Origin of the sequence: Marinobacter segnicrescens, from assembly GCF_900111555.1 — a bacterium.
GTDB classification, from domain to species: domain Bacteria; phylum Pseudomonadota; class Gammaproteobacteria; order Pseudomonadales; family Oleiphilaceae; genus Marinobacter; species Marinobacter segnicrescens.
Window position 1 is genome coordinate 517,628 of record NZ_FOHZ01000001.1, and the last position, 22,597, is coordinate 540,224.

Annotated in this window: 20 protein-coding genes; 6 read left to right on the top strand and 14 right to left on the bottom strand. The window is 61.6% G+C overall.

The features are described 5' to 3' along the window. Positions 1–87: 87 nt before the first annotated feature. From fliJ to BM036_RS02380, 10 genes are all read right to left on the bottom strand, one after another. Positions 88–531 (bottom strand): flagellar export protein FliJ, encoded by a 444-nt coding sequence (gene fliJ, locus BM036_RS02335; RefSeq protein ID WP_091848592.1) that lies wholly within the window; start codon positions 529–531, stop codon positions 88–90. After that, entirely contained in the window at positions 528–1,907 is a 1,380-nt protein-coding gene (gene fliI, locus BM036_RS02340) for a flagellar protein export ATPase FliI (RefSeq protein WP_091848593.1), read from the bottom strand. Before fliI ends, fliJ begins: the two co-directional genes overlap by 4 nt. Continuing rightward, entirely contained in the window at positions 1,888–2,736 is an 849-nt protein-coding gene (locus BM036_RS02345) for a flagellar assembly protein FliH (RefSeq protein ID WP_091848594.1), read from the bottom strand. Before BM036_RS02345 ends, fliI begins: the two co-directional genes overlap by 20 nt. Beyond that, complete coding sequence (fliG, locus tag BM036_RS02350) at positions 2,736–3,773, bottom strand: flagellar motor switch protein FliG (protein WP_091848595.1); 1,038 nt, start codon at positions 3,771–3,773, stop codon at positions 2,736–2,738. The genes BM036_RS02345 and fliG overlap by 1 nt, the downstream gene beginning before the upstream one ends. Beyond that, positions 3,766–5,475: a flagellar basal-body MS-ring/collar protein FliF gene (gene fliF / locus BM036_RS02355; protein ID WP_091848596.1), complete on the bottom strand. Its 1,710-nt coding sequence runs from the start codon at positions 5,473–5,475 to the stop codon at positions 3,766–3,768. The genes fliG and fliF overlap by 8 nt, the downstream gene beginning before the upstream one ends. A 35-nt stretch (positions 5,476–5,510) precedes the next feature. Then, on the bottom strand, positions 5,511–5,879 hold the full coding sequence (gene fliE, locus BM036_RS02360) for a flagellar hook-basal body complex protein FliE (RefSeq protein WP_091848597.1): 369 nt from the start codon (positions 5,877–5,879) through the stop codon (positions 5,511–5,513). A gap of 247 nt (positions 5,880–6,126) precedes the next feature. Beyond that, positions 6,127–7,602 carry a sigma-54-dependent transcriptional regulator gene (locus tag BM036_RS02365; protein ID WP_091848598.1) on the bottom strand — a complete coding sequence of 492 codons (1,476 nt, stop codon included), beginning with the start codon at positions 7,600–7,602 and terminating at the stop codon, positions 6,127–6,129. Between the two features lie 25 nt (positions 7,603–7,627). Next, positions 7,628–8,887: a sensor histidine kinase gene (locus tag BM036_RS02370; RefSeq protein WP_091848599.1), complete on the bottom strand. Its 1,260-nt coding sequence runs from the start codon at positions 8,885–8,887 to the stop codon at positions 7,628–7,630. A gap of 142 nt (positions 8,888–9,029) precedes the next feature. Further along, complete coding sequence (locus BM036_RS02375; RefSeq protein ID WP_091848600.1) at positions 9,030–10,481, bottom strand: sigma-54 dependent transcriptional regulator; 1,452 nt, start codon at positions 10,479–10,481, stop codon at positions 9,030–9,032. Between the two features lie 216 nt (positions 10,482–10,697). Next, complete coding sequence (locus BM036_RS02380) at positions 10,698–11,030, bottom strand: hypothetical protein (RefSeq protein ID WP_091848601.1); 333 nt, start codon at positions 11,028–11,030, stop codon at positions 10,698–10,700. A 239-nt stretch (positions 11,031–11,269) separates the two neighbouring features. Here BM036_RS02380 and BM036_RS02385 point away from each other — a divergent pair, with 239 nt between their 5' ends. Continuing rightward, complete coding sequence (locus tag BM036_RS02385; protein WP_091848602.1) at positions 11,270–11,743, top strand: DUF6586 family protein; 474 nt, start codon at positions 11,270–11,272, stop codon at positions 11,741–11,743. Between the two features lie 26 nt (positions 11,744–11,769). Next, positions 11,770–12,030 carry a hypothetical protein gene (locus BM036_RS02390; RefSeq protein WP_091848603.1) on the top strand — a complete coding sequence of 87 codons (261 nt, stop codon included), beginning with the start codon at positions 11,770–11,772 and terminating at the stop codon, positions 12,028–12,030. Positions 12,031–12,049: 19 nt separating this feature from the next. Here the strand turns inward: BM036_RS02390 and BM036_RS02395 are convergent, their stop codons facing one another. After that, positions 12,050–12,469, bottom strand: a complete 420-nt coding sequence (locus BM036_RS02395) for a cell division inhibitor SulA (protein ID WP_091848697.1) — start codon at positions 12,467–12,469, stop codon at positions 12,050–12,052. Between the two features lie 53 nt (positions 12,470–12,522). Next, the gene (gene lexA / locus BM036_RS02400; protein ID WP_091848604.1) at positions 12,523–13,140 is read right to left on the bottom strand and encodes a transcriptional repressor LexA; all 618 of its coding nucleotides are present in this window, start codon (positions 13,138–13,140) and stop codon (positions 12,523–12,525) included. Positions 13,141–13,356: 216 nt separating this feature from the next. Between lexA and BM036_RS02405 the strand changes: the two genes are divergently transcribed. The 3 genes from BM036_RS02405 to BM036_RS02415 are packed head-to-tail and all read left to right on the top strand — an operon-like array spanning position 13,357 to position 15,833. Further along, positions 13,357–14,352 (top strand): amidoligase family protein, encoded by a 996-nt coding sequence (locus BM036_RS02405; protein ID WP_091848605.1) that lies wholly within the window; start codon positions 13,357–13,359, stop codon positions 14,350–14,352. Continuing rightward, positions 14,345–15,121 (top strand): gamma-glutamyl-gamma-aminobutyrate hydrolase family protein, encoded by a 777-nt coding sequence (locus tag BM036_RS02410; protein WP_091848606.1) that lies wholly within the window; start codon positions 14,345–14,347, stop codon positions 15,119–15,121. Before BM036_RS02405 ends, BM036_RS02410 begins: the two co-directional genes overlap by 8 nt. Next, on the top strand, positions 15,114–15,833 hold the full coding sequence (locus tag BM036_RS02415) for an SIMPL domain-containing protein (RefSeq protein ID WP_245742410.1): 720 nt from the start codon (positions 15,114–15,116) through the stop codon (positions 15,831–15,833). Before BM036_RS02410 ends, BM036_RS02415 begins: the two co-directional genes overlap by 8 nt. A 36-nt stretch (positions 15,834–15,869) precedes the next feature. Here BM036_RS02415 and BM036_RS02420 read toward each other — a convergent pair whose 3' ends face one another. Continuing rightward, positions 15,870–19,622: a translocation/assembly module TamB domain-containing protein gene (locus tag BM036_RS02420; RefSeq protein WP_245742412.1), complete on the bottom strand. Its 3,753-nt coding sequence runs from the start codon at positions 19,620–19,622 to the stop codon at positions 15,870–15,872. Next, positions 19,619–21,361 (bottom strand): autotransporter assembly complex protein TamA, encoded by a 1,743-nt coding sequence (locus tag BM036_RS02425; protein ID WP_342714283.1) that lies wholly within the window; start codon positions 21,359–21,361, stop codon positions 19,619–19,621. Before BM036_RS02425 ends, BM036_RS02420 begins: the two co-directional genes overlap by 4 nt. Before the next feature lie 201 nt (positions 21,362–21,562). Between BM036_RS02425 and BM036_RS02430 the strand changes: the two genes are divergently transcribed. Then, a complete protein-coding gene (locus BM036_RS02430; RefSeq protein ID WP_091848607.1) occupies positions 21,563–22,588 on the top strand; it encodes a hypothetical protein in 1,026 nt (341 codons plus the stop codon). The last annotated feature ends 9 nt before the right edge of the window (positions 22,589–22,597 follow it).

Here is a 22,597-nt window from a genome sequence, read left to right on the forward strand (position 1 = left end):
GACCGGCAGGACTTCTGAACAGGCGCACGCCCTTCAGGATAGCCAATGTGTAGGCTTTTGTATTCCAGCACTGTCTCGCACGGATACTTAGCGCCGCCGTGAGAACTGACGGGCGGCGGCTTCATCAGACTGCTTCTGCTCGGCGAGGTCACGGTCCCGTTGCTCCTGGGCACGGCAGGCCTGGATGTACTTTTCCATGCCCCGGCGCCGCTCCCAGGCTTGCTGCCATTGCTGTCGCGCCTGCTCGACGCGCTGCTCTGCCTGCTCGACCCGGGCCTGCTGCTGCCCAAGGAGCAAGTCCAGGCGGGCAATGAAGTTCTGCCAACCCTGCAGCCTCGCCACCGGCACGGTCCCCTGCTGCTGTTCCCGCATTTGCTGGTGGTACTCCAGCTGGTAGCGCTGCAATTCCTCAAGGCGGTCCTGTTCCTCCTGCCACTGGCGCCGTACATCGTTCATACGGTCCAGGGCCTGTTGTTCCTTGCGCTCTTCCAGCGACAGCACTACTTGCAGGCGTTGCGACCGTACCGTCATTCACGGCCCCCGGCCTGGTTTCTGTCCGCATTGCCGGGCTTTGGAGGCTTCTCTGGCAGCAAGGCCAGCAATTGCTCCACGCACTGGTCAAACGGGGCGCCCTCATTCAGGTCCTGCCGGAGGAAGTCACGTATGGCGTCAATATAGCGGATGGCAAAGTCGGTTTCCGGATCGGAGCCCTTCACATAGGCTCCCACGCTAATCAGGTCCCGGGCCTGCTGGTAGCGGGAATACACCTGCTTGAAACGCTGGGCCCGGGCGAAATGGTCCTTGTCCGTAACATGGGGCATAACCCGGCTGACGGAGGCTTCCACATCAATGGCAGGGTAGTGGCCCTCTTCCGCCAGGCGCCGGGACAGCACGATATGGCCATCAAGAATGGCCCGGGCCGAGTCCGCCACCGGATCCTGCTGGTCGTCACCCTCCGTGAGCACGGTATAGAACGCGGTAATCGAGCCTCCTCCGGGCTTGCCATTGCCGGTGCGCTCCACCAGTTGTGGCAGCTTGGCAAACACCGATGGCGGATAACCCTTGGTCGCCGGTGGTTCTCCTACCGCCAGGGCGATTTCCCGCTGGGCCTGGGCATAGCGGGTCAGGGAGTCCATCAGCAGCAGAACGCGCTTGCCCTGGTCACGGTAGTATTCCGCGATACGGGTGGTCAGCATGGCGGCGCGCAGGCGCATCAGGGGCGAGTCATCCGCCGGCGAGGCAACCACCACTGAACGGGACAGCCCTTCCTCCCCCAGGATGTCATCGATGAACTCCTTGACCTCCCGACCCCGCTCGCCAATCAGGCCAACGACGGTAATATCCGCATCCGTAAACCGGGTCATCATGCCCAGCAACATGCTCTTGCCCACGCCACTGCCGGCGAACAGGCCAAGGCGCTGGCCCTGGCCCACGGTCAGAAGACTGTTGATGGCACGGATACCCACATCCATGGAGGTGCGAACGGGGGCGCGGTTCAGCGGGTTGATGATCTCGCCGGAGAGCGGCACCCGGGCTTCGGCCTGCAATGGACCATGGTTATCCAGCGGTTCGCCGTTGCCATTGATCACTCGCCCCAGCAAACCCTCGCCCACCGGAACCTTGCTGGCCGCCGACAATGGCACCACCCTGGCACCGGGGCGCAGGCCATCAATGGCGGTCAGGGGCATCAGGTAGACCCTGTCGTCCTCGAACCCCACCACTTCCGCCTCCACGGTGGCATCACCCTGGCCCAGGATCAGGCAGCGATCGCCCACGACCATGGGACAGCCCACGCACTCCAGGGTCAGGCCAACCATACGGGTCAGGCGCCCGGACAGTTCCGGCGCGGGTTCAGGGGGTATATTGCCGCTCAGTCGCTGCAGGCGATCAGCCAGGCTGCTGGTCATCGTCGGACTCCCCCGGCTCGTCCAGTACATCCCGGTGGAAATCAGACAGCTCTCCCATCACCGACTCCAGCTGTTCGCTCTCGCCGGTTGAAGCGCTGCCGATCTGCTGCTCCAGCATGCCCTGAACGGCCTTCTGGAAACGCTTTTCAACGGTGTAATCCACCAGCGAGTGGCGGGTTTCCACCTTACATCCCCCCGCGAGGATAGACTCGTCCCCGGTAATCGCGACTTCCGCATCGAGGCGCCCGGCGACTTCACTGACCCAGTCAAGGTCAGAGGGATGAACGCGAACCCGGACATTCTCACGGGTCGACGGCAGGCTGTTGACCGCATCGGTAACCACCTGCCTTATCTGTGACGAGTCCAGGGACAACTCCCGGTGGATGACCGCCCGAGCCAGTACCGTAGCCAGGTTGACCAGGGCAGACTCCAGTTCGTCCTGGTGCTGCTCAATGGGTGCCACCAACTCGGCCATGACACTTTCAAGTCGCGCCAGTTTTTCGTCAATGGCACTGCGGGCATTCTGCTCGGCCTGTTCCCGGCCTTCCCTTTCACCGGTTTCCCGGCCCTCGCGATAGCCCTGCTCACGGCCGTCTTGCGAACCTTTCGCGAAGCCCTCTTGATAGCCGGAACTGCGGCCCTCTTCCAGGCCCTCTTCCCAGGCCGACTGACGGATGGACTCAATATCGGCGGCTGTCAGCGGCTTGACGTCCACCTCTTCCTCACGGGCGATCTCGTTGCCCTGCTCGTCCAGCAACGGCAACTCCCAACGCTCCCAGGCGCTGAGTTCTTCGGGAGGAACTCGGGTACCGCGACGGGAATCCTTCATCACATCATTTCTTCGCCGGCACCACCGAGGGTGATCTCACCCGCTTCCGCCATACGACGGGCAATGGTGATGATATCTTTCTGGGCGGACTCCACTTCACTGACGCGGACAGGGCCCTTGGCCTCCAGGTCATCCTGGAGCAACTCGGCGGCACGCTTGGACATGTTGCGGAAGATCTTGTCCTTGACCGCATCATCAGAACCCTTGAGAGCAACCACCAACACCTCGGAAGACACTTCCCGCAGCAGGGCCTGGATGCCCCGGTCGTCCACTTCCACCAGGTTATCAAACACGAACATCAGGTCTTCGATGGTTGACGCCAGGTCCGGATCCATATCCTTTATCGAATCCATCAGGCCGCCCTCAATGGAGCGGTCCATAAAGTTCATGATGTCGGCCGCCCGCTTGACGCCACCGATACGGCTGGTCTGGGCGCCGGAGCCGCCGGAGAACTGCTTCTCGAGGATATCGTTGAGTTCCTGCAGGGCCTGGGGCTGGATGCTCTCGAGGGCCGCTACCCGCATCATCACATCCAGCCGAACCTTGTCGTCCAGGGTGCCAAGGATCTCGGCCGCCTGGTCCGGATCCAGGTAGGAGATAACAATGGCCTGGATCTGGGGGTGCTCATAGCGAATGATATCGCCCACGGCGCGGGGCTCCATCCACTTGAGGGTGTCGAGGCCGGTGGTGTTACCGCCGATCAGGATACGATCGATCAGGCTATTGGCCTTGTCGTCCCCCAGGGCCTGGGTCAGCATGGCGCGGATGTACTCATCATTGCCCACACCCAGGCCGGTCTGGCCACCAACGGCGTCGACAAACTCATTGAGCACATAGGACACTTCATCCTTGCTCACGTCCTTCATCTGGGCCATGGCCACCCCGACCCGCTGGACTTCCTTGGGGCCCATATGACGCAGGATCTCGGCGGCGTCGGACTCACCCAGGGACATCAGCAGGATTGCGGCCTGCTCTACCCGGGGTATCTTGCGGCGGAGTTGTTTATTGTCCCCGTCCTGGCGATTTTCTTCACTCATCGACGTTCACCCACTGGCGCATTACCTGGGCGACCCGGGCCGGGTCCTCGGCAATCAGCCCCTTCAAAGCGTTCAGGTGCCTATCATAGCTGTCAGCGGCGCCAGGCAAAAGCAACTCATCCTGACCGCCCATGGCATCCGCCAGTGCCCTGTCGGCACCCATACCAAGGTCATCGTAAGAGCCTCCGCCTGAGCCAGCGCCATCCTCCCGGCCATGCCGGCTGCCACCGGAAATGGTCTTGAGGACCGGGCGCAGCAGGCCCAGGACCAGCGCCAGGATTACCACCCCGGCAAGCACCTGCTTCATAAGGTTCCAGAACCAGGGTTGCTCCCAGAACGAAGGCTCCACGTATTCCACCGGCTGCTCCGGTGCGAACGCCGTGTTCATCACCGTGACACTGTCACCCCGGGCAGCGGAGTAGCCCACGGCATCACGTACCAGCATATTCAGGCGTTGCAGCTCCTGCTGTTGCCATGGCTGGTAACTGACCTCACCGGTGTCCGGATCCACCACCCGCTTGTCATCCACGGCCACGGCAACGGTCAGGCGCTTGATACCTCCCTGCGCCTGGCGAATGTAGCTGACGGTGCGGTCCACTTCGTAGTTGCGGGTGGATTCACGGCGGATGTCCACTGGCTGGGCCTGGCCACCCTCTTCTTCGTCCGCGTTGGCTGCGGCCTGCTCAGGCACAGCGGCTTGACCCGGGGGTTGGTTGGAGAGCGCACCGGGAATACCGCCCTGGGCACCGCTGGCGCGCTGCTCGGACATTTCCCGCTCGCTGCGAATGGCCTGCTGTTCAGGGTTGAAGAGCTCTTCCGCCTGCTCGACAGAGGAGAAGTCCAGGTCGGCACTGACTTCCGCGCGGAAGCGGCTGTCGCCGACAATCGGTGCAATCATGGAAGCCACCCGGCTGGTCAGGCGCTCCTCCGTTCGCTCGGTGTATTCATACTGTTCCTGCATGTCCCGGCGATTCGCATCCTCCTCACGGCCGGTCAGCAGGTTGCCGTTCTGGTCGACCACGGTCACCTGCTCCCGGCTCATCTCCGGCACACTGCCTGCCACCAGGTTGACGATGGCCTTGATCTGCTCCTGCTCCACCCGGCGACCAGCGAAGACATTCAGGAATACCGAGGCAGTTGGCTTGCGGGCATCACGGACAAAGACGGAACGCTCCGGAATGGCAAGGTGCACCCGTGCGGATTTGACACTGCGCATGCTGCCGATAGTCCGGGCCAGCTCACCTTCCAGGCCCCGGCGGAAGCTGATGGTTTCCATGAACTGGGAGGTGCCCAGTCCCTGCTCCTGGTCCAGCAACTCGTAACCAATGGTGTCCCTGTCGGTCACGCCCTCGGCAGCGAGCTTCAGGCGGGCGTCATAGACCTGGTCCGATGCCACCAGCAGGGCACCGGAGCGGCCGTCCATGCGGTACTCGATGCCACTCTGGTCAAGGATGCGGGAAACGTCTTCCGGGTTGTAGCTGGAGAGATCTCCCAGCACCGGCTGGTAGTTGGGCTCCTGTGCCCACAGCACCACGGCCACGCCCAGTGCCACGCTGGCAGCCAGCCCCACCATAAGTCCGATCTGCCGCAGCAGGTTAAGGCGGTTGAAGCCAAACAGCAGGTCGCTGCGGCTTTCACTTTCGGTGTCCGAACCGGTGGTGGACAGCTCAGTGGAGGTGGCGTCTGCAGGTATACTGGCCATGGGGTTGCTCCGCTACTAACTCGTTATACCGGCCGTCAGATCGGCATGTTCATGATGTCTTCATACGCCTTGACCACCCGGTTACGAACCTGGGACAGGGCATCAAAAGCGACCGACGATTTCTGGGAGGCAATCATCACCCGGGTGATATCCACGTTTGGGTCGCCCTGCTCATAGGCGGTTCGAAGTTCGCCGGTGGTCGACTGCAGGTCGTTGACCTTGTTCACGGCCTGGTTGAGCATATCGCCAAAGCCCGGAGTTTCGTTGACCTTTTCCGGGCCCGACGGCTTGTCCACCTGGCCACGTATCGCCAGGTCGTTATCCATGCGCTGGTTCTGCATCATCTGCGCCCGCAGATTGCGCATCTCGGACAGGACGTTATTGATATCGGCTCGCTGGACCATTGCTCGTCTCCCGGTTCCAAAAGCTCTTGCGCGCCCGGTGTCCTGGGGTGGCGCTGAACAGGTTTCGACGGGGTGAATGCAAAGTTCTGACCAACTAACAATTAATCAATGATTACAGCGTGTTAAATAATAAGGCCCGCTGCGACCACAGAACGCTGTCGGGATTTTGACGTGCTGGAGAAGGCGCATACCCGGGCCAGAAACAGAAAAGGCGCCCGCAGGCGCCTTTTCCGGAGAGCTTTCAGGGTCAGACCGCCATTGCCAGCTCGGCGTCCAGGTCGATGCCAAAATCGCGCATCTGTGCCAGCTTGTAACGCAGGGTCCGGGGGCTGATACCCAGTTGCTCTGCCGCCCGGTTGCGACGTCCGCGCTCCCGGCGAAGCGTGTCAATGATAATCCGGAACTCCCGACGCCGGATCTCATCCCCCAGCGAGGCCGACTCATCCGCAGGCTCCGACACCGCAGCCACAGGTGCTGTCGCGCCCGTATCACCGCATACTGCAGCACTAGCCGTGGCCTCCATCGGGGCAGATCCCGCCTGTGCCGCTGGTGCGGCAGGGACGGCAGCGACACCGCCAAGTCCGGTGATTCCCATATCCAGGCACAGGTCCTCTGCCTGGATTTCAGCTCCCTGGTGCAGCACCAGCGCCCGCTGGATGGCATTGTCGAGTTCCCGCACGTTACCTGGCCAGCGGTGATTCTCCAGGGCCTGGCGGGCATTGGCGCCCAGGGTGATACCGCTAAGCTTCATCTTGCGGCTGTGCTGGCGCAGCAGGTGTTCAGCCAGGGGCAGGATGTCTTTCGGACGATCCCTGAGCGGGTGCCAGTGCATTGGCAACACACTCAATCGATAATAGAGGTCTTCCCGGAACTTGCCTTCACGAACGTAGTCCGCCAGGTCCCGGTTGGTGGTGGCCAGCACCCGCACGTCCAGGGAAATGGTTCGACGACCGCCAACCCGCTCCACTTCCCGCTCCTGCAGGACCCGCAACAGCTTGGACTGCAACCCCAGGTCCATCTCGGAAATCTCGTCCAGCAGTATGGTGCCGCCGTTGGCCTGCTCGAACTTGCCCGGCACCGACGCGTGGGCCCCGGTAAAGGCGCCTTTCTCATGGCCGAACAGGATGGCCTCCAGCATGTTTTCAGGAATCGCAGCGCAGTTGATGGCGACAAAGGGCTGGTCACTGCGACTGGAGTTCTGGTGGATAAAGCGGGCGAGTACTTCCTTGCCAGTGCCGCTTTCACCCGAAATCATCACCGTGGAATCGCTTGCAGCAACCTTCTTCGCCAGCTGGAACAGCCGCTTGCTGATGGGATCCTCAGCCACCGGGTCGTCACTGCTGCGACGGCGGCTTACCGTGGCACCCACCACCTTGTCCACCGCCTCCACCAGCACCTGGGGCTCGAAGGGCTTGACCAGGTAATCGATAGCGCCGGTCTGCATGGCGCTGACCGCATCGCTGATCTGACCGTAGGCGGTAATCAGCATCATGGGCAGGCCGGGGTACTTTTTCAGCACCTCGGCTAACAGGTCATGGCCGGACATTCCCGGCATATTGACGTCACTGACCACCATATCCACGGGCCCACGGGCCAGCTCCTCCAGCGCCTTTTCACCGGATGCGGCCTCCCGCACCCGGAAACGGGCCAGTTCCAGGGTGGTTACCAGCGCTTCGCGCAGGTCATGATCGTCTTCAACAATGAGAATCTGGGGTCGGGCCATGATGTCCTCCGACTGTCCTTTTTTGTCAGGATGTTGTTTTCGGGTTGCGGGCGGCAGGCAAACGAACCGACGCAGAGGCTCCCCCGCCAGGCGTGGGCGCCAGGCTAAACTGGCCGTTGTGGGCCTTGACCACGGCCTGTACCACCGCCAGCCCCAGGCCAGTGCCGTGGGACTTGGTGGTGTAGAAGGCTTCCATCAGCTGCTCGGCCTTATGGCCGGGGAAGCCCGGACCATTGTCAGATACCGCAATGACCAGCTCGTCCTGGCAGCCCGTGAGCGAGATTTCGACGCGCCCGGCACCGGCTTCCAGGCTATTGTTAACCAGGTTCATACAGGCGCCTACCAGTGCCTCCTGGTTACACATAAGCGGAACCGGGGCACCATGGGCGACCAGTTCTACCTGTTGGTTATCCGCCAGGTTGAGGCCATCGACCGCCGCCCTCAGGCCCTCCTCAATACGGTCCGAAGAGAGTGCCTCCGCCAACCGGGTTTCACCCCGGGCAAAGGTAAGCATGTCGCGTACCTGGGACTCCAGGTGGGTCAGGCGGGACATCAGACGGCTTGCGCAGCGCTGGCGCAATGCTTCATCCAGGTCTGGCTGGGACAGGTGCCCACCATAGAGAATGGCGGCGGACAACGGCGTACGAATCTGGTGCGCCAGGGACGCCACCATGCGGCCCATGGCCGACAACCGCTGCGCGTGGGCCAACTGGGCCTGGAGCTGACGGGTCTCGGTAAGATCAGTGAGCAGGATCAGCTGACCCGGCTCATTCTCCATGGTTCGAATCTCGATGCTGACACGGCGGCCGTCCTTGAGAGAGACTTCATGGCCATCGTCGCGCCGGGGTGCGAAACATCGCTGGATCACACTCACCCAGCGCTCGCCCTCCAGGGGCTCACCCAGCAGGGAAATGGCAGCGGGATTGCACTGGGCAACCGTGCCCTGGCTGTCCAGAACAATCACGCCGGCAGGCAGGGCAGACAAGAGGGTGGAGAGGCGATCCGCCAGGCGCTCCTTTTCTTCCAGCTCACGCTGGCGCTGACGGGTTTCGGCAGTGAGTTCGCCGGAAAGCTGGTTCACCCGGGACTCCAGGGTACGGTAGGAGTCGGTGATCTGGCGGGACATCTGATTGAACAGATCCAGCGCGGAATCCACCGCATCGTCTTCCTGGGCCGGGAACAACGCGGTTACCTTGTCATTGGCATCCGCAGCCGCATCCCTCGTACTCGCGGAACCGAACTTCCCGGCACGGGAGGCAGGTACTGCCGTCTGGATCTGTCTCATGCTTCCCCCTGACCATAATGTAATGATTCAGAAGGGTATTAGCAGGACCCGTGCCAGAACGTCTTTTTTCTTTAATTACAAACGATTGGAGACCACAAAAAGCAAAAACCCGACCCGGACCGCCGGCGCTGACAGAAATCCGTCAGCTGTCGTCTTCGTCGCGAAGACCGTATTTACGCACTTTTTCTACCAGCGTCGTCCGGCGGATTCGCAGTTTTTCTGCCGCCCGGGCCACAACACCGTTGGCCTCATCGAGCGCTTGCTGAATCAGCTGCTTTTCCAGGTTCGACAGGTAGTCCTTGAGGTCGATGCCATTGACCGGCAACAAAGCCGGCGCATCCAACCCGACCAGTCCGGGCATGCCGCCTGACGGTGTGGCCTGTTCGTCGATGGGCAAGTCTTCGTCGTAGTCGTCCACATAGCGGAACTTCTTGGGCAGTTCCTGGACGCCGATCACCCCATAGGGGTGCATGATCGCGAGACGTTCAACCAGGTTGGCCAGCTCACGAACATTGCCAGGCCAGTCGTGGCGGCACAGACTGAGGATGGCGGCGGAGTTGAGTCGCAACGAACCCCGCTTTTCCTTTTCCATGCGGGCAATCAATTCGTTGATCAGCAACGGAATGTCTTCAACCCTTTCGCGCAGGGCAGGCATTTCAATGGGGAATACGTTAAGGCGGTAGTAGAGGTCTTCGCGGAAGTCCCCTTTCTCGATCATGTCCTCCAGGTTCTTGTGGGTGGCCGCAACAATCCGTACATCCGCGCTCTGGGTCCTGTTGCTGCCCACCCGTTCAAAGGTACGCTCCTGCAACACCCGCAGGATCTTGACCTGCATATTGAGTGGCATGTCGCCGATTTCATCGAGAAACAGGGTACCGCCCTCTGCCAGCTCGAAGCGACCTACCCTGGCGGTAATGGCACCGGTGAACGCACCTTTTTCATGACCGAAAAGCTCGCTCTCAAGCAGCTCCGCAGGAATGGCGCCGCAGTTGACCGGTACAAAGGGCTTCTCTCGCCGGGGTGAATGGTAATGGAGGTTACGGGCAACCACTTCCTTGCCGGTACCGGACTCGCCGGTAATCAGTACGCTCACGTCCTTGTCTGCCACCTGGCTCATCAACTCCCTTACGCCTTTTACGCTGCGGGAGGTACCCACCAAACTGCGGAACAGCATGATGTCCCGTTGCTGGCCCCGGCCCCGGGCGCGGGTGTGCTGGTCCCGGTAGATCTGAGCCCGGTACAGTGAATCGATCAGCTTGGTGTAATTGGGGGGCCACTCCACCCGGGCGAGCACGCGGTCCTGGCAGTCCTTGTCCAGCCCGCCCAGATCCGGGTCCCCGACCACCAGTATGGGCAACCCCGCCTCAGCGTGACAGACCAGCTCGATGTCCTCCCGCAGTTCCCTGTCATCCTCGGCACTGATCACAGCGAGGCCCAGTTCTTCCAGGGCCGCCTCGTCGTTACTTGCCAACCGTTCACGGGATGCACCGTCGTCCAGTACCGTTTCCTTGCCAATGAACTCCAGTATGGTTTTCAGATCCCTGGCCCGTGAGTCATCCCTGCTCAGCACCAGCACAGTATCGGTCATCGACATTCAGATTGAATCTCTTGGTCAGCACAGCATGAAAAACGGACACGGGCCCGGGGAAGCCCTGATCCGTCCAGCGATATTGTTTGAGCGCTATTTAAGACGTTTAATCGGTGAGAGTCAATTTTATGACGCGGGTCACACAGTTATCGCAGGATGCGACCTGATATGACGGAAATCTCCCTCAATCTACCAGTGTCCAGGACGCTAGTGTCCCGGACTCTAGGAACGGTCCCGCCCCGACACCCTGGCATAGGTGCTGGCTGCCTTGCGGTTCTGCCCTACCTGCTCCAGCGCCTCCCTGGCTTCGTCGCGGGCTTCGCGTGCCTTTGAGTCCGCCTGCTGCACAAACTGCTCCAGGGTGCGCAAACGTTTCTGCACCTCGGTGGGCGCCAGCTGTCTCTGCTCCATGGCATCCATCACCGGGTCAATCAGCGTCCGGACATCCGCGTTGAGCTCACCCAGTCGCGTCCAGTCCCGGGCTTCCAGCGCCCGTTGCAGCTGGTCAATTCGTTCATCCAGCCTTGCAAGGGCTTCATGGGCGTCATTGGTCATGCCAGGCCTCCGTATACTGTCAGGGTTGCCCGAGTTAAGCCGACGGCTTATCCAATTCAGGCAGCTTCGTTCGAGTATACAGGCCACGGCGCTACAAAGTCCCTGCCTGGCCATGGGGGCCAGGCGAAACAATGCCACACGCAGCCGCGTGCCAGCGCCAGAAAGCGGAAGAAATTGCACACAGATTCTGGTAAGATACCCCGTTAATCAGCGATTCATCCGACGAGGTACAGCCAGCCATGTCAGCACAGTGGCAGACACTGGTGTCACAGAAGCTCTACCTGGCAACCCAGTTGGCCGGACTGTCCCGTAAGCAGGCTTCCGCCGCTGATCGGGAAGCCACGTTGCAGGGGGCTATTGAGCTGGCTTTGCGGGCTCGCAAACTGATGTTTGCCCTGGTAGCCCGCTATCACCAGCAAAACCGGGCGACGCCAGCCACCGTGGAAGAGCTGACCACACTCATCGCCGATACGCCGGACGCTGAGCTGTTGACTGACCTGGCCCGCACCCCGGGTAGCTGGCTGAACCACCTGGAGCAGCTGGAGGTCGCCCAGAGCGAGCCTCCGCGGCAGCAGAAAACGGTATCGGAAGAGAATATTATCGCTGTATCGACGGCTGCCGGGCCCGATCGCTCTGCGGACGGCCTGCTGGAAACCCTGGCAGCCATGAAAGCATTCATGACAGACCTGGGCGAGCGCCATGCTGAATGGTAGCAGCCCGGGCTTGATGTAAGGATTCTATGTCACCTTCATTCTTTGAAATTGTACAACTGAGCGACGGCGACTATGCGCTCAAGCGTGTGGACGATGAGTCGGCCCCGCTGGTGAAGATCTCGTTTTCCCAGGAAGCCCGTGAGCTGATGGAAAACCGCGACATGACCGTTGCCCGCGCCATGATCGACGCCGGCATCCAGGCCGTGAGCCACATCAACGATGCAGTAGACTGGGAAGATGCCGACCCGGAGGATTTCGAGCTGCACGCCCACCACACCCTGCACTAAACCAGGCAACGTTGCGTCATTAGCGGCACCGCAGAATCACCCCGTGGCTCTGGCCGCGGGCAGATGCCTGCTCCAGCGCCCCGAAATCCCGATTCGACAACCGGGTGGTCCACATTACCACCGCATGGCAGGTACCCGCCCCTAATGCCCTCTCTGCCAGCTCAAAGGCGGAATAGTCGCGGCTTGACCTCAGCACCAGCAGCTCGCTGGCAACAATCCCGTGCATGGTTTGCCACTTGCTGACCAGCTCCTGGGGCGGGTCGATCCAGGCCAGCCAGCGCCGCTCCTGATTCAGTTGGGTCAGCATGGGCAACAACAACTGGAAGTTTTCTACCTGCCCCGGCGGCAGAATCACCTCGGTCACGTTTCCACGCGGTTCCGGTGCCGGTTCGGCGACCGGCAGCAACTCTGTGTTTACACTCAAACCCAGCTGTTCCATGACTTCCTCCCGGAATACTGCGGGCTGACACCGGATGGCACCAGCCTGAACAATCAATGCACCTGGTGCAGGTCGGACTGTCGAATCACGCCAACCCCGAGGCCCTCAATGACCAGCTCCTGCTCCCGCAGGTCGACGACAATCGGCTCAAACTCTTCGTTCTCCGCCACCAGGTAAACCTGGGGGCCTTCCCGCCGGTAACGTTTGACCGTGACTTCCTCGCCAACACGGGCTACTACCACCTGGCCGTTGTGGACATCCTGGGTACGGTGCACTGCCAACAGGTCACCATCGAGTATTCCGATATCCTTCATACTCATGCCCCGCACCCGCAGCAGGTAATCGGCAGACGGGTTGAAGAACTCCGGCTGCAGGGTGCAATAGTCCTCGATGTGCTCCTGGGCGAGGATGGGGCTACCTGCCGCCACCTGGCCGATGACCGGGAGCCCCGGGTCCTGCTCTTCTTCCGGCAGGCGTATGCCACGGCTGGTACCCGGCACCATTTCGATGGCACCCTTGCGAGCCAGTGCCCGCAAATGCTCCTCGGCAGCATTGGCCGAACGGAAGCCCAGCTCTTCGGCAATCTCCGCACGGGTGGGCGGATACCCGGTTTCATCCACGTGACGACGGATGATGTCCAGTACCTGGCTTTGTCTCGCAGTGAGTTTCATGAGCAGTGGCCCTCGTGGCTAGTGCTGGTGTTATATACAGTAACTCAACTTTATACAGTATTCTATCCAGTGTAAACCCCGACACGACTTTTACCCCCGCACAACTGCCTGCGGTACACAGGTGAACTGTTACCAAGGTTTTTTCCAGCGGGCCGGGAAGCTGTTACATTGACGTACTGACCTCAATCCGGTGCCACTTTCAGGGAGTAAGAATACATGCCAGAGCGCTGCCAGATGCCCGATGTGCTAACGACCGACGAGGGTGAAAAACGTCGGGTGGGCGTGGAAATCGAGATATCGGGCCTGGGCTACGAAAAACTGGTAGCGCTGACGGCCGACCTGCTGGGCGGCAAGGCCAGCACCGCCAGCCGCTACGTCAGCCGGATTGATTCGCCGCTGGGGGAGTTCACAGTCGAACTGGACTCTGACCCGATCAAGGACCTGGACCTTCAGGACCACAGGGTGCCGGAGTCCCTGCGCGAGCTGGGCGGCCATGCCATGGACGTTATTGACTATGCGGCTGAGCGGCTGGTGCCACTGGAAATCGTCTCGCCCCCCATCCCGTTCGAGGCACTGGAGACCATTGAGGCCCTGGTGGATCACCTCCGGGAAGCCGGGGCCGTAGGCAGCCGTGAGGCCATTCTCTATGCCTTCGGCCTGCAGCTGAATCCCGAATTGCCTGCGCTGGACGCAGACACACTGCGCCGCTACCTGCAGACATTCGCGGCACTGTATGACTGGCTGAAGGGCCGTCACCAGCTGGACTTCAGTCGCAAGGTAACCACCTACATTGAACCCTGGGCGAGCAAATACGTCGACAAGCTGGTCGCAGAAGGCTATTCGCCGGATATGGAAATCCTGATGCGGGATTACCTGAAGGATAATCCTACCCGCAACCGGGCCCTCGACCTGCTGCCACTGTTTGCCCATATCAACGCGGACCTGCTGGCAGAATATGTGGAAGACCCTCGCATCAAGTCCCGCCCTACCCTGCATTACCGGCTCCCGGACTGCGACATCGACAACCCCCGCTGGCACTTCTCCACCGTCTGGAACGACTGGGTCGTGCTGGAGCAGGTCGTCGCCAACCCTGAACATCAACAGGAGCTGAACGACCTGTTCCGGGAGAGCCGCACCCTGTCGTTCCGTAACCTCACCAGCACCTGGCGTACCCGCTGCCAGCACTGGCTGGAGAACCGGGGTTATGTCTGAAACCGATAACGCCGCGGAACAGGAAGTACCCGGCCTCACCATCGGCATCAGCGGCCCGTCCCGAAAACGTACCGCCGATCGTCTGATCGCCCTGGGGCTGAGGCTCTATGGAGCCCATACCCACTACATCAGGCCCGGTAGCAAGGTCGATGTCTCGTTGCTTGATGGCATCGTGTTGTCCGGTGGCAGTCATATCCATCCGGAACTCTATGGCCAACAGCCAACCATCAATGCACGCTATGACCGGCTGCGGGACAGTACCGACCAGGTCCTGCTGACCGAAGCGGAGCGGCTGCACCTGCCGGTACTGGGTATCTGCCGGGGCGCGCAGCTGATCAACGTCTTCCGGGGCGGCTCCCTGTGCCAGGATGTGACGCCACTGCGGGTTAAAACCCGCCATCGACCGCTGTTACTACCCCTGCAACCGGTGGGCATCGTGGAGCCTACCCGACTGGGGCGTATTGCCGGTACCCGGAAAATCGGCGCCAACCGCATCCACAGCCAGGCCATCCAATGGCTGGGCAGTGGACTGAAGGTCAGCGCCGTGGACAATGACCTGTTCGTGCAGGCCATCGAGAATACCCACGGGCAGTGGCTGATGGGTGTTCAGTGGCACCCGGAGTACCTGCTCTACCACGGCGTACACCGACGCATATTCCGGGACTTTGTACGCACCGCCGAACAACTGAAACTGGCCCGCCTGACCCGGGGTGAATACCCGGAACCCGAAGGCCCGCCGCCAACGTCAGAAGGAACAGACCATGAGTGACCACCCTTTTCGTCGAATCTTCAGCCCGGTAATGCTGGCCCTGATGCTACCAGCCGGCGCAGCACTTGCCGATACTCCCGAAGTCAGCCTGAGTGGTGAGGGCCAGGTGCGTTATATGCCGGACAGTGCCAGGCTCAGCTTCTCCATCAATGCAGAACACCCGGACGCCGACAAGGCGCTGGAGCAGGTCCGGTCCACCATGGAACAGTGGCGTGACGCCATCGAAGACATACGGGGGGAACTGGTGGATTACAGCGACGCCTCAGCCCACCTGTACCAGCGCCGGGAACCACCACGGCCAGTCCGGGACGGAAACAGCCAGGACGAAGAGCCGCAAACCATTGCCGTGGCCAGCCAGACCATCACATTCGAGATCCACGACCTGGACCTGCTCAACCCGGTACTGGAGAAAGCCCAGAACCTGGGAATGAACTACAGCCTGGGCCAGCACCAGTTCTTCCATTCTGACGAGGAAAGACTCCAGCGGGACGCCCTGGCTGCTGCGATCCGCAATGCCAGGGAGCGTTGCCGGTTTGCCGCCGCACAACTGGACATGACCTGCGGTGAAGTGAAATCCCTGAACCTGCAATCCTCAGGAAGCGGCCCGGTGATGATGCGCATGGCAGAAGCATCCGCAAAGGCCGACACCGTGAGTGAGGTGGGGCCCCGGGAAATCACCGCCACGGTGCAGGCGACGTTCACAATGGAATAAGTTGAACAACAGGCAGGCGTAGCGGGCAGGCGATCATCAGAAATCCCGGGTGTAGAAGATATCCAGTGACGACGCCAGCCCGCTGGCCGCCTCCACATAGAAATAACGTCCCAGGTCATACCGCAGGGCCACCGTGGTAATGGGCTCGAACAGGCCCACACCATAGCGAAGGCTGAGATCTTCTGTGAGGTAACCGCTGGCAACCACGGCAGAGCCCTCCCCGGAGCCTTCCGCTTCCAGGGTCAGGTCCTGTATGCCGAACGCCTCACCGATATCCCGGGTAATACCACTGGCCCGGTTGAGCCCCAGGGAAAGGGCCGCCCGGCTCACCTGGCCCTGGTCGCCCTGGCTTTGCAGGGGACGCCCCAGAATGACATAGGATAACGCCTGGTCCTGGGACATGGGGGGTTCCGAAAACACTTCCGTTTGTGGCTCCTGGGCGGATCCACTGAGCCGGATACCCGCCACCACATTGTCGACCCGCCGTACGGCCTCGATATCCAGGTAGGGCTCGCCCACCGAACCCACGAACACCAGCCGCGCCCGCCGCAGGTCCAGCTCCTGGCCGAAGGCCTCGTAACGACCTTTAACCAGCTGTAGCGCACCGCGGGTATCCATGTTGTTACCAATGCGCAGTTCGCCTTCAAGGTTGCCAGTAACCCCGAATCCTTCAAAAGATACCCGGTCTTCCCCTACCACAACGGTGACATCCATATTCATGGACCGGACCGGCGGCGGCTCCGGCTCCCGGCCGACAATCACTTCGTCACCAGACACCGCCACGGCCTGTTCCGGCAGTCCCCGCACTTCGATCTGACCGCTGGGCACCGCCACCCGGCCCGCTATGGTCAGGTCGCCATCGACAAAGCGCAGCTCCAGGTCCGGCGAAACCTTGAGCTGTGCATAGGGTTCGTAATTGAGCGGCAGCTGGTCACCTTCGAGTACCAGCGTCAGCACCGGTGCGTCTTCCCAGTCCAGCGCACCACCGATCTCGCCACGGCCGCTACCGTTGCTTCGCCAGTTGCCTTCCAGGGTGGCCCGCTTGCCGGCAAAGGCCAGCCGCAGGTTCAGGTCAGACACGGGAATCGGTACCATGGGATCGATCACACGGCCATCAGAGAGCACCAGCTCACCGTCCACACGGGGGGCGAGCAGGGGACCGTCCAGCCGCCCGGAACCTTCCACCAGGCCGCTGACCTCCTCCATGTTGAGCAACGAGCCCACCATCGCCAGGTCAAAACCGGTAAGACTGAAGGTTCCGCTGGCCGGTCGGTCCGGGGCATTGGGATCAACGGTCAGGTCCACCGACAGCGCCCCAAGGCTGTCACCGTCCAGCCGCAGTGCCACATCCGCCTGCTGCGGTGTCAGATTCGCTGACAGGGTCAGGGTCCGGTAACTGAGTGTCTCCCAGTCTTCATCCAGCACGACGTCCACCTCACCCGGGCCGGCGGACACCCGCACGTCGCCGGTGGGGCCTTCGCCACCCAGGGACAACACCAGCGAACCATCAATTCGAGCCTTCCAGCGAATGGTTTCCGGCAACAGGGGTGACAGGGCAGAGGCAGGAAGATTGCTGATTTCCAGGTCCAGCGCGGTATCGGGTAACAGGGTCTGGTCTCCAGCACACAGGGTGCTGTCCTGCCAGCGCCAGCAGTGGGCCCCGAGGGTCAGGGTCTGGTTGCGCCAGCCCAGGTCCGCGGGGGCTTCAAGCTGCCAGGTCTGATCCGGCTCCGACAGCTGCACCTGGCCATCCGCCAGCTGCCCGCTCCATTGGCCGCCGTCCTCAGTCACCCAGCCGCCGGCCAGCGTGATATCAAGAACTGCCTGGGGATGCCGCACACCCAGTTCCAGGCGATGGTCTTCCAGGGTGCCGGCCAGGTCTGCCTGCACCTGCTCGATGGTCTGATCGCTGGCCTGAATCATGCCAGCCTCCAGGCGGGCCTCCAGGGCCTGGTTCGCGTCCAGGCGGGCGGTCAGGGACAGGTTGCTGATGCTCAGCTGGTCCTGCCAGGCCAGGCCTTCGCCCGAGGCCGTCAGGGTACCGGCAGGGGCCAGCATCGGTCCCTCCAGATCGAATTCCGCCCGCAGGTTGCCGGCCAGTTCCGGGTGAAGGGTTTCCGGCTCAGGCAGATCAAGCGAACCTTCAAGGGCCATGGCCGGGGCATCTCCCAGCGGGTCACGTAGCTCGCCGGAAACCGACAGCCGGTTCGCCCCAATGGCAGCCATGACGTCAGATACCTGCCACAACCGGTCCGCAGCACTGAGCTCGCCACGGCTGGTCAGCGGCGCCTCCTGCCACTGGCCGTCCAGGTCCCAGGTGGCGGTAAACTCCGGCTGACCTTCATCGTCCAGCTGGCCCCGGGAGGTAACAGTACCGTTGATGCTGGCCGACGCCTGTGGCACCCAGTAGCCTGGATCAAACTCCTCCAGCACGAACTCGCCCTGCCAGCTCAGCGCCTGGGCAAAGCCGACGTCCGCCTGCCCCTGAAGACGACCGCCACCCGTGGTCATGGTCAGCTCGTCCAGCCGTACCTTTTCAAGGTCACCCTGCACGCGACTGTCGAGGGTAGCGTCGCCCATGGGACCGGACGCGTCCAGGTCCACGGTGGCACTGTATTCACCGTTGCGGTACTCACCGCTTGCCTGCAGGGCGGTAATGGTGACCGGGGGCGGCGTCATATCCGGTAACAGGTCGAACCAGGCAAAGGCCCCCATGTCCACATTGGCGCGGACGGACAGTTCATCTGCCCAATGGACGGCACCATCCAGGTTCAGCTCGGCCTGGCCATCACCCCCGGCGGACGGGCCGGTCAGGTTCAGTTGCACGTCACTGGCCTCCTGGGCGGTCACCAGGGCAGACAGCTCAAGGTCCACCGGTCCCCGCTGCCCCGGAAGCTGCGCCCGGGTATTGACGCGATAGCCACCCGCCAGGTTGCCCCGGGCATCGACCCGCCACTCCTGCAGGGTCAGGGTTTCTGGCAGCGTGTCCAGGGCCAGGAAAGCCTCGGATCGGAACTGGGCACTGGCGGGAAGGTCCGGCGCCAGCGGCGCCAGCTCGGCCTGTAGTTGTCCGTCGAGATAGCCACTGGACACCAGTTCCGCCCGTAAATCACGCACACTGCCACGGAACTGGCCGACGATACGCCACTGCTCGCCCCGGGGTGGCGGCAGGCTGAGGTCCACCTGTACGGCGAGGGGCCAGTCGCCACGGGTTTCCAGGCGACCGTCAAGCGCCAGCGTCACGTCTTCCCGGACCAGGCTGAGTTCGCGGATATGAAAGTCGGCACCGCCACCGCCGCCCTGCAGCCTGAGGCGATCCCAGATCAGGGTGTCGTTGAAACGGAACCTGCCAACGTCCACCGACCCGATATCCAGGTTAACCGGCAGGTTGACCTCGGGCAGTTGCACCGGCCCCGAGGCCTGGTCCTCTTGCACGGTACTATCGGGCATCCGGGTAACGTCCAGTGACGCCACTTCCAGGCGATCAAGGCAGAAGGTTTTGCGGAACAGGCAGGTGGGCGACCAGTCGATGACAGGCTCCTCGGCATGCACCTGCACACCATACCCATTCCAGGAAAGTTGCGCTGCCTGCCACTGCCCCAGCAAAGAGCCCCTCGCCTGTTCCGTTGTCAGTCCCGGAATCTGCTCCAGCACCCAGGCAGTGCCAGTCTCCGACCGCAAGGCCGCCAGCATTGCGCCAACCACGATTACCAACAACAACAGCAAGATCACCAGGGTGATCAGCAGCCACTTGAACAGACTGGTCAACAAACGGGTCGCCCGGCTCATAGCTCTGGCCCCATGGAGAAGTGCAGGCGCCAGCCGCCGCCAAACTGATCATCAAGACCCCTGGCCACATCGAAGCGGATCGGCCCAACCGGGCTGATCCAGCGCACGCCTATGCCGGCGCCGGTGGCGAGGGGGTCGTTCAGGTTATCAATGGCATTGCCCTCATCCACAAACGCGGCCACGCGCCAGTTATCCGCCACCTCGTACTGATACTCCACACTGCCTACTACCTGATAGCGACCGCCCACGGCGTTGCCCTCACTGTCTTCCGGCGACAGGGTCTCGTAACCGTAACCCCGAACACTCTGGTCACCGCCAGCGAAGAACCGCAGCGACGGCGGCACGTCAGAGAACCGGTTGGTGGCCACGCCGGCCAGCTGGAACCGGGTCAGGAAGCGGTGATTGTCTGCCAGGGTTATCAGCCCCCGAGCCTCGGAGTTCACATGCAGCACATCAACCGTCGAGAAAGCGTCCCGCAAGCCGCCGGTCACATCAAACTGCAGCCTGTATCCCCGGGAAGGATCGATGGGGGAATCGGCATGGCGTTTGGAGAAGGCAATGCCTGGCAGCAATAACCGGGTATTGCCGGACTCTGCGTTGCCGATATCAAACCGCTCATTCTCCCAGCGCATGGAAAGTACACGCGTCCAGCCATTATCCATCCGGTGGCGCCACTGCTGGCCGACAGTGAACCGGTCTGACTGCACATCCTCGATATCCTCCCGCTGGTAACCGGCCGAGAGGCGTATGGAATCGGTCATCGGCGGATCGAGTGGCAACTCATACCAGCCAGTGATGTTCTGGCGTGGCGCCGATAATTCGGTCTCCGCGCCACGGCGATGGCCCCATTCGTTCACCCAGTGCTCAGTCCAGGTGCCCCGGAAACGGGGGCCGACATCCGTGGAGAAGCCAACACCGGCAGCCACCGAGCGGGGATCACGCTCACTGACCCGGGCAGTCACCGGGATAACGCCGTCTTCTGCCTCCGAGGGCGGTGCCGTCACCAGTACCTGCTCGAAATAGCCGCTGTTGGACAGGTCTGAGCTCAGTTCGGCCACCTTGTCAGCATGATAGGGAGTACCCGGCTCAATCTGCACAAACCGCCGCAGCAGGGACTGGTCGAACACGTGGTCTTCGTTGAAGCTGACCTGACCCATGCGATAGCGATCGCCGCTGACAAAGTGCAGCACGATGTCGGCCTCGCGGGTCTCCGGATTGACTCTGAGCGTGCGTTGCTCGAACTCACCGTCAAAATAACCAAGACGTGAGGCGCGGCTGCTGATCACCTGGCGCAGGGTTTCGTACTGGCCATGATTCAGTATATCGCCCTGTGCTGGTTGCTCCGGTAGGTTGGCGCTGAAGTCCGGGTCCTCGGACGCAGGACCGGAAATCGTCACTTCACGGGAGGCAACACGCACCGGCTCACCGGGCACCACTTCCAGAATCAGTACCGGCGGGTCACCGTCCTGAATCCGGCGGGTAATAGACGGACTGTAGTACCCCAGGGCGCGCAGGGCTTCACGGACCTGGTCTTCCGCGGTGCGACCGTAGCGGCGCAATGACGGACGGCTGCGGTTCTCCACCTCGCCGACGAAAGCGCGGGCGTTCTGCAAAAGCTCCGGGTAATCCCCTTCAATCCGGATATCAAGCTGGTTGGCGTTTGCCAAAGGCGCCAGTGCCAGCACCAGCGACGCCACAGCGCCGAGGGAGAATCGTCCTGATGTGTAATTGGTTCGCAAATCCGGCTCCGGTTTAACGACGCCTGTGGTTCTTCCCCGGCAAATGGCTGCCCTGTCAGGAGTTCGTCGTGGACGTCCAAATACGCTAGTCTGTTGGAAAGCGTCTGACAACACCATGAATCGGCGGCAAATACTGATCGCCGGGGTCGTTGCCGGACACGTCTCCATTCAACCAGGCGTCAGGGGAGTTGTTGCCAGCGGATGTTCACCATCAACAGGGAGAATCTCAAGAAAAGCCATCAGACCGTCTGGTTTGTCGTCGACTTTCTGATGCTGGGTCTGCTGATCCTCAACCTGGCACTGATTATCTTCGATTCCATATACAGCTTCGCGGCCATCCAGGACTTTTTCCAGCAATCCCTGCCGGCATTCTACAATGCCTATCACCCGGTACACCGCAATTTCATCTTCTACGACCTGATCTTCGTCAGCATCTTTCTGACAGAGTTCTTCGTGCGCTGGCTCTACGCCATACGCATCGGGCTTTATCAGCGGTGGTATTTCTATCCGTTTATCCACTGGTACGACCTGCTTGGCTGTATACCGACCAGTGGCATGCGCTTCCTGCGGGTGTTGCGGGTGATCAGCATTATCTACCGCCTGCACCGCTACGGCGTTATCGACTTTACGAAGACGCGGCTGTACCAGTTCCTCGCGTTTTACTATGAAGCCTTCATGGAAGAGTTGTCCGACCGCATCGTATTGAAGGTACTGTCAGGCATGCAGGAGGAAGTACGCCGGGGTTCCCCGCTGCTGGACCGCATCTCACATGACATCATCCTGCCCCGCCGGGACGTCCTGGTGGGCTGGATATCGGACCGGGTGGCTGACATGGCCAACCAGGGCTATGTGCCCAACCGGGACGCCCTGCGCGGATATATGGAGGACCGCATCAGCGACGCCATCCGTCAGAACCCGGAACTCTCGCGCCTCAAGCTGCTGCCCATCTTCGGTAACCAGGTACGGGGCACGCTGGAGGAAGCCATCGGCGACATCACCGCCAATATCATCAACCAGGTGATGGAAGACCTTTCCAGCAGTCGCAACCACGACTTCATTGCCGACCTGGTGGATGTATTCATGCCACACCCCAGGACCTTCGACGCCACCAGAGAACCCGAAGTGTCCCGTCGCCAGGACAATGAGGTACTGATCAACCTGACGCTGGAGATCATTGACGCTATAAAGGACCAGGTTCACCACAAACGGTGGCGCGAGGAACTCTGACCCTGTCAG

Bases quoted from the DNA above. Each gene is read 5' to 3' on its own strand.
- fliJ (WP_091848592.1), bottom strand. From the start codon at position 531: ATGACGGTACGGTCGCAACGCCTGCAAGTAGTGCTGTCGCTGGAAGAG.
- fliI (WP_091848593.1), bottom strand. From the start codon at position 1,907: ATGACCAGCAGCCTGGCTGATCGCCTGCAGCGACTGAGCGGCAATATA.
- BM036_RS02345 (WP_091848594.1), bottom strand. From the start codon at position 2,736: ATGAAGGATTCCCGTCGCGGTACCCGAGTTCCTCCCGAAGAACTCAGC.
- fliG (WP_091848595.1), bottom strand. From the start codon at position 3,773: ATGAGTGAAGAAAATCGCCAGGACGGGGACAATAAACAACTCCGCCGC.
- fliF (WP_091848596.1), bottom strand. From the start codon at position 5,475: ATGGCCAGTATACCTGCAGACGCCACCTCCACTGAGCTGTCCACCACC.
- fliE (WP_091848597.1), bottom strand. From the start codon at position 5,879: ATGGTCCAGCGAGCCGATATCAATAACGTCCTGTCCGAGATGCGCAAT.
- BM036_RS02365 (WP_091848598.1), bottom strand. From the start codon at position 7,602: ATGGCCCGACCCCAGATTCTCATTGTTGAAGACGATCATGACCTGCGC.
- BM036_RS02370 (WP_091848599.1), bottom strand. From the start codon at position 8,887: ATGAGACAGATCCAGACGGCAGTACCTGCCTCCCGTGCCGGGAAGTTC.
- BM036_RS02375 (WP_091848600.1), bottom strand. From the start codon at position 10,481: ATGTCGATGACCGATACTGTGCTGGTGCTGAGCAGGGATGACTCACGG.
- BM036_RS02380 (WP_091848601.1), bottom strand. From the start codon at position 11,030: ATGACCAATGACGCCCATGAAGCCCTTGCAAGGCTGGATGAACGAATT.
- BM036_RS02385 (WP_091848602.1), top strand. From the start codon at position 11,270: ATGTCAGCACAGTGGCAGACACTGGTGTCACAGAAGCTCTACCTGGCA.
- BM036_RS02390 (WP_091848603.1), top strand. From the start codon at position 11,770: ATGTCACCTTCATTCTTTGAAATTGTACAACTGAGCGACGGCGACTAT.
- BM036_RS02395 (WP_091848697.1), bottom strand. From the start codon at position 12,469: ATGGAACAGCTGGGTTTGAGTGTAAACACAGAGTTGCTGCCGGTCGCC.
- lexA (WP_091848604.1), bottom strand. From the start codon at position 13,140: ATGAAACTCACTGCGAGACAAAGCCAGGTACTGGACATCATCCGTCGT.
- BM036_RS02405 (WP_091848605.1), top strand. From the start codon at position 13,357: ATGCCAGAGCGCTGCCAGATGCCCGATGTGCTAACGACCGACGAGGGT.
- BM036_RS02410 (WP_091848606.1), top strand. From the start codon at position 14,345: ATGTCTGAAACCGATAACGCCGCGGAACAGGAAGTACCCGGCCTCACC.
- BM036_RS02415 (WP_245742410.1), top strand. From the start codon at position 15,114: ATGAGTGACCACCCTTTTCGTCGAATCTTCAGCCCGGTAATGCTGGCC.
- BM036_RS02420 (WP_245742412.1), bottom strand. From the start codon at position 19,622: ATGAGCCGGGCGACCCGTTTGTTGACCAGTCTGTTCAAGTGGCTGCTG.
- BM036_RS02430 (WP_091848607.1), top strand. From the start codon at position 21,563: ATGTTCACCATCAACAGGGAGAATCTCAAGAAAAGCCATCAGACCGTC.